This window comes from Aquisalimonas sp., assembly GCF_007120195.1.
In the GTDB taxonomy this organism is placed as follows: Bacteria; Pseudomonadota; Gammaproteobacteria; order Nitrococcales; family Aquisalimonadaceae; genus Aquisalimonas.
Window position 1 is genome coordinate 1 of sequence record NZ_SKOG01000023.1, and the last position, 5836, is coordinate 5836.

Sequence of the window (5836 nt, forward strand, 5' to 3'; positions counted from 1 at the left end):
ACGGTTCCTGGCAAGGCGCGCCGACGAGGCGTAGCGGGGACTACGGCGAGGAGGCGCAACGCCGCCAGGGGCCGTCAGGGCCGCGACAATCGTAACGTTATTTGCGGGACAGGACACTAGTCACATGTATCGCCAACGCGCCAGGCTGGGAAGGTCTCCCCGCTGTCCCACGGCGTGGTCAATGAACATTGCCTTGACCGGTGCCAGCCGGTCGGTGGCACCAAGCCCAACGTTGCGCACGATTGAGCGCAGCGGGTCGTCATTGCTGAATAGCCAGTGAAAGCCGTCCATTGCCGCTTGCATCAAGGCGTTGTCGCCACGACGCCAGCGGGCGTAGCGACGCAGAGTGGCGTAGCCGCCAGGATCCCGCCCCCGCTCCCGGGCCTGATGGAGCACATCCACTAGCGCGGCGGCGTCCAGCAACCCCAGATTCACGCCCTGCCCGGCCAGCGGATGAATCACGTGCGCCGCGTCACCCACCAGCGCCACCCGCGGGGCCACGTACGACTCGGCGTGGAGGCGCCGCAGCGGGAAAGCGGCCCGGTCGACGCTTGCCGTGACCTGGCCCAGAACGGCTTCGGAGGCGGCCGTTAGGGCGGCGCTGAATTCCGGCTCATCCATGGCTTCCAGCTCATCGGCACGCACCGTAGCCGCCGACCAAACGAGGGAGCAGCGGCCATCGGCCAACGGCAGTAACGCCAACGGCCCTTCTGGAAGAAAGCGCTGTCGCGCCACGGCCCCGTGGTGCTTTTGCGTCGTCACCGTCGCCACGATGCCGCGCTGGCCGTAGTCGCGCCCATGCACGCCGATGCCGGCATGCGCGCGCACCATGGAACTGGCCCCATCGGCACCCACCAGCACGCTGCCCCGCAGGCGGCGACCGTCGCCCAGGCGTACGCGAACCCGCTCCGCAGTCACGTCGAGATTCCCGACCTCCACGGGGCAGTAGAGACTCACCCCGCCACGCCGAGCCACCGCCTCCCGCAGGGCATCCTGGATGAGTGTGTTCTCGACAATGTGTCCCAGGCAGGGCTCGCCGCGGTCGGCCGCATCGAAGGTGACTCCGGCGTGGCCGGCAGCGTCCCAGGCGCGAATGGCCTCGAAAGGGCTGACGCGCCGGAACGCGATCCACTCCCAGACCCCTAGGCGATCGAGGATCCGCTGGGAGGCCTGGGTCACCGCCGAGACGCGGTTACTCGCCTGCCCGGGTTGCCAGGAAGGCGGTTCCCGGGCTTCCACCACGGCGACCTGGAAACCGGAATCGGCCAGCCCCACGGCCAGCGTCAGCCCCACCATACCGCCACCGATTATGATGACGTCCGTGCGCTGCTCAGCCATGACCTCCCTCCAGGGGCAGCCCGCGGGCCAGCCGCGGCAGGCGGTTGCCGCGGCCCATGGCCTGGCGCATGAACCGGGCACGTCCGGCCGGCAAGAGTTCCATGGCCACCATGCCAACGTTCCTGGCGAAGCGCAGGCCCGGCAGGCGATTGGAAAACAGTCGCACCAGGCCGTCGGTCATGAGGGTGACGCGGCGGTGGTCACCCTGGCGGGCGGCGGCGTAGGCTTGCAGCAGCGCGGTCGCGCCGGGATCCTCGCCGCGCAGCGCGGCACCGTGGACCCGCTCGGCCAACTCGGCCACATCCCGTAGTGCCAGGTTGAACCCTTGGCCGGCTACAGGATGGAGGGTGCGGGCCGCATTGCCGATTAGCACGCTGCGTTCAGCGACCCGCTGGCCGCTACGGCTGAGGCTCAGTGGGTAGACGAAGCGTTGTCCGACCTGCAGGAACCGCCCAAGTCGGTAGCCGAACGCCGCCTGCAGCGCCGCCAGAAAATCGCCGTCATCCAGCCCCGCGAGCCGCTGCCCGCGCTCGGGCGACACCGTCCAGACCAGCGAACAATGCCCGCCCGGCAACGGCAACAAGGCCAGCGGGCCCTCCGGGGTGAAGCGCTCGAACGCACGCCCGTTGGGTGCCTGGGCGGGAGTCACGTTGGCCACCACGGCGCATTGGTGATACGCCGTATCGCGGACATCGATGCCCAGGTGCTTGCGCAGTGCCGAGCGAGTGCCGTCCGCCGCCACCAACAGCCGCGCTGTCAGCGACGCGCCGTCATCCAGCACCACCTGTGCGACTTCTGCGCCGGACTCCACCCGCTCCACCCGAGCAGTCACCGGCTGCACCGTCGCCGGCAGCGCGGCGATGCGCTCGCGCAACACGCGGCCGAGCACGCGATTGGGCACGACGTGCCCCAGCGCCTTGAGCCCCTCGCGCTCGGCGTGCATGCGGGTGATGCCGAAGCTGCGCTGGTCGGAGACATGGATGGTGCGAATCGGCGCGGCCTCTGCGGCGATGGCTGGCCACAGCCCAAGCGCCTCGAGGATACGCTGACTGGTGGGTGAGAGCGCCGTGCTACGATCGTCGTAGCTGGGCTGGGTCGGCGCCGCGGCCGTGACCGGATCCACTACGCGGATGCGCAACCCGCTCTCCACCAGGGCGATGGCCAGGGTTGCGCCCACCAACCCGCCGCCGACAATGATCACATCTGCTGCCGTATTCGCCTGCGCGCCCACTGCGCTCAACCCTCGGCCATGGCCGCTTGCACGTCGGCAACCGTCTTCGGCACCCCCGCGCTGAGGATCGTGTGCCCGTCGCTGGTCACGGCCACGTCGTCCTCAATGCGCACGCCGATGTTATGCCAACGCTCATCGACTTCGGGAATGGTGTCGGCGATGTACAGACCCGGTTCCACGGTCACCACCATGCCCGGTTCCAGCAGCCGCCACTGCCCGTCGATACGGTAATCTCCGACGTCGTGGACGTCCATGCCCAGCCAATGACCCGTACGGTGCATAAAAAAGGGCCGGTAGGCCTCGTCTTCGATGAGTTGATCCACGTCACCCTGGAGCAGTTCCAGGTTCACCAGCCCCTGGACCAGGACCTGCAGGGCGGCCTCGTGGGGCATATTCCAGTGATTGCCCGGCCGCACGGCGTCGATGGCCGCCGCCTGGGCACTGAGGACGATCTCGTAGACCGCGCGCTGCTCGGCGGTAAAGCGCCCATTCACCGGGAATGTGCGGGTAATGTCCGAGGCGTAGCAGTCCAGCTCAACGCCGGCGTCGATGAGCACCAGATCGCCGTCACGCAGGCTGGCGTTATTGTCAATGTAATGCAGGATGCAGCCGTTGCGCCCACCGCCAACGATGGGCGGATAGGCGTGCCAGCCGTTGCTGCGGCGGAAAATGGCATGAAACTCTGCTTCCAGCTCGTATTCGGCCATGCCCGGTCGGCACAGGGCCATGGCCCGGCGGTGCGCCCTGGCGGAGACCTGGGCGGCCTGGCGCATCTGCTCCAGCTCGGCAGGGCTCTTGATCAGCCGCATCTCGTGCAGAGGGTGCTCCAGCGCCACGAACTCCCCTGGTGCGCGCGCCCCCGCGCGCGAGCGCGCGCGCACCTGGTTGACCCAGCCCAGGATGGCATGATCGAAATCCGGGTTCAGGCCCATGGTGCAGTAGAGGCGGTCCTTGCCTTCCAGCATACCGGGCAGGACCTCGTCGATATCGTCAACGGGAAAGGCTTCATCGGCGCCGTAGCATTCACGGGCACCGTCCTGGCCGGCACGGGGGCCATCCCATACCTCTTTATCCGGATCCCGTTCGCGGCAGAAAAGGATAAACTCGCCGGTCTCACGCCCGGGGATCAGCACCAGCACGGACTCGGGCTCCGGAAACCCTGTGAGATAGTAGAGATCGCTGTCCTGCCGATAAGGGTGCATCACGTCGCGGTTGCGCGGACGCTCGGGCGCGGCGGCCACCACCGCGACGGCGTTGTCACCCATGAGGTTCATGAGTTCGCGGCGCCGACGCGCGTATTCCTGCTGCTCCATCGGACCTCCGGCGTGGTTAGTGCTGACGGCGACCGCCCTGATCGCCGCCGGGGACTGGCACGGGCTTGTCCCGTCGACGGGGCTGGAGATGTTCGCGTATCAGCAGGGCGCTGGTGCGCACGAACTCGAGCAGCTCCGCGTAGGCGGCGTCGTCCGCCTCGCCACCGTCGTCACTGACGGCGAGAGCGACTTCGCCAAGGTCGCCGATGATCTCGTTGACTTCCCGGGGCAACGGTACCGCCTCGGGTAACCCGCCGACACCCAGGCCGTAGATAAACCCGTGCGCCCAGGCGCCCAACGCCTCGGCGCGTTGATCCACGGGCGCCGCCTCGTCCGGGAGGAACAGTTGAAACTCCAGATTGCTGTCGTCCATCCCCTGCAGGGTGGGGTTGTACAGTGCTGCAAGCCCTTCCAGGCAGCGGCGGGCTGGTTCGCCTTTGGGCTCCGTGCCGGCGAGAACCTGGGCAATCCATGGGGCCGCTTCAACCTTTGGCGAGGCGCTAAGCATGCCGGCCAGCAGGCCTTGCGCCTCGGCGGCGCCGATCTCCGCGGCCACCTCGGCGAGTGCCTCATCCAGCGCGTCATAGTCAGGAAGTGACTCTCTCATGGCGTGGACATATTCAAGCGAGTGCAAAATGGCTATCCTATCACGTGCAATAAGGCTTGACGGGCGATTGGGCAACGCTTAAGGAAACCAGGCATGAGTGAACTGTCCCCCACCGCACTGCGCAGGGAGCTGGATCGTCTCGACCGCCAGGTGAACGCGCTGCTGCGCTACTGCGCTAGACTCGAGGAAGAGAATCGCGTTCTGCGTCAATCCCAGGATTCGCTCAACGCCGAACGCGCCAGTCTGCTGGAGAAAAATGAGATGGCCCGGTCCAAGATCGAATCCATGATCAGCCGCCTCAAGGCGATGGAGCACCACTAGTGTCCTGTAATCGAAATTCGTTGTCTTTGGCTTGTCGGTGCGCCTTCGAGGCCAGGCGCCGGGGCGAAGGCGTAGCGGACCCTACGGCGAGGACCGGCAACACCGCCACGGAGGCGCACCGGCAAGCCCTCCGGGAGCGCCTGTCCGGCCGACCAGCGGTGTTGCGCCACTTGCCGAGGGCGAAGGCCATTGGCTGCGAGCCGCGCCTTGCTCCACGGCCGGACAGGCAGCTCAAAAGACAACGAATTTCGGTTACAGGACACTAGAGATGCGTGATGACGTCGAACCCGTCCGGGTCGCCATTCTGGACAAGGAGTATGTGATCGCCTGCCCACCCGATGAGAAGGAGGGCTTGTTGAGTTCGGCCTATACGTTGGATCGCCGCATGCGCGAAGTGCGTGACAATGGCCGGGTTCAAGGGGCGGACCGGATCGCCGTCATGGCAGCGCTGAACCTGACCCACGAATTGCTTCAGGCGCGGGAGAGCCAGCGCGAGACCGCCCGCCTGGTGGAAGAACGCATACGGGACATGGAGCAGCGGATCAGCAAAACCCTGCCTGACGTCTGATTCCCTTGCAGTCCCGTGCGCTTACCCGCACCATGGGAGAAGACATCCCCTGCGGCGTTCGACAGCGGTCACAGCTATTCCTTGACCCTCAATTGAATCGCCAGGGGAATTGACGTGGCGGTATCCGGTGCGCATGTCCGCCTGCGTGCGGAAAGCCTAAGGACCCGCCCGTTCTCCCCACCTGAACCACAGGGTTCAAGGGGCGACACCGCACGGCGTTGCGGGGGGTGTCCCTGTTGCCGTCAATGGTCGTTCGGCTGTGCGCCGGCTCTAGTGTCCTGTAACCGAAATGCGTTGTCTTTAGCTTGTCGGTGCGCCTTCGAGGCTAGGCGCCGGGCCGAAGGCGTAGCGGGCCCTACGGCGAGGACCGGCAACACCGCCTCGGAGGCGCACCGGCAAGCCCTCCGGGAGCGCCTGTCCGGCCGCGCAGCGGTGTTGCGCCTCTTGCCAAGGGCGAC

6 protein-coding genes and 1 other RNA gene are annotated in these 5836 nt (G+C 66.9%); 3 read left to right on the plus strand and 4 right to left on the minus strand.

Going from position 1 to position 5836, the window contains the following annotated elements:
* Positions 1-120 precede the first annotated feature (120 nt).
* The 4 genes from QZT63_RS02625 to QZT63_RS02640 are packed head-to-tail and all read right to left on the minus strand — an operon-like array spanning position 121 to position 4489.
* Positions 121-1338: a UbiH/UbiF/VisC/COQ6 family ubiquinone biosynthesis hydroxylase gene (locus tag QZT63_RS02625; RefSeq protein ID WP_290648330.1), complete on the minus strand. Its 1218-nt coding sequence runs from the start codon at positions 1336-1338 to the stop codon at positions 121-123.
* Positions 1331-2569, minus strand: a complete 1239-nt coding sequence (gene ubiH / locus QZT63_RS02630) for a 2-octaprenyl-6-methoxyphenyl hydroxylase (protein ID WP_290648332.1) — start codon at positions 2567-2569, stop codon at positions 1331-1333. The genes QZT63_RS02625 and ubiH overlap by 8 nt, the downstream gene beginning before the upstream one ends.
* Before the next feature lie 5 nt (positions 2570-2574).
* Positions 2575-3882, minus strand: a complete 1308-nt coding sequence (gene pepP, locus QZT63_RS02635; RefSeq protein WP_290648334.1) for a Xaa-Pro aminopeptidase — start codon at positions 3880-3882, stop codon at positions 2575-2577.
* 16 nt (positions 3883-3898) lie between these two features.
* The gene (locus tag QZT63_RS02640; protein ID WP_290648336.1) at positions 3899-4489 is read right to left on the minus strand and encodes a UPF0149 family protein; all 591 of its coding nucleotides are present in this window, start codon (positions 4487-4489) and stop codon (positions 3899-3901) included.
* 93 nt (positions 4490-4582) lie between these two features.
* Between QZT63_RS02640 and QZT63_RS02645 the strand changes: the two genes are divergently transcribed.
* The 3 genes from QZT63_RS02645 (at position 4583) to ssrS (ending at position 5609) form a co-directional block, all read left to right on the plus strand.
* Positions 4583-4810, plus strand: a complete 228-nt coding sequence (locus tag QZT63_RS02645; RefSeq protein ID WP_290648338.1) for a TIGR02449 family protein — start codon at positions 4583-4585, stop codon at positions 4808-4810.
* Between the two features lie 268 nt (positions 4811-5078).
* Entirely contained in the window at positions 5079-5378 is a 300-nt protein-coding gene (locus QZT63_RS02650; RefSeq protein ID WP_290648340.1) for a cell division protein ZapA, read from the plus strand.
* 43 nt (positions 5379-5421) lie between these two features.
* Positions 5422-5609, plus strand: a non-coding RNA gene (ssrS, locus tag QZT63_RS02655) — 6S RNA.
* Positions 5610-5836: the final 227 nt, after the last annotated feature.

What these genes read in the sequence shown, in the direction of transcription:
- QZT63_RS02640 (WP_290648336.1), bottom strand. Translation starts at nt 4,489, where the DNA reads ATGAGAGAGTCACTTCCTGACTATGACGCGCTGGATGAGGCACTCGCC.
- pepP (WP_290648334.1), bottom strand. Translation starts at nt 3,882, where the DNA reads ATGGAGCAGCAGGAATACGCGCGTCGGCGCCGCGAACTCATGAACCTC.
- QZT63_RS02650 (WP_290648340.1), top strand. Translation starts at nt 5,079, where the DNA reads ATGCGTGATGACGTCGAACCCGTCCGGGTCGCCATTCTGGACAAGGAG.
- QZT63_RS02645 (WP_290648338.1), top strand. Translation starts at nt 4,583, where the DNA reads ATGAGTGAACTGTCCCCCACCGCACTGCGCAGGGAGCTGGATCGTCTC.
- QZT63_RS02625 (WP_290648330.1), bottom strand. Translation starts at nt 1,338, where the DNA reads ATGGCTGAGCAGCGCACGGACGTCATCATAATCGGTGGCGGTATGGTG.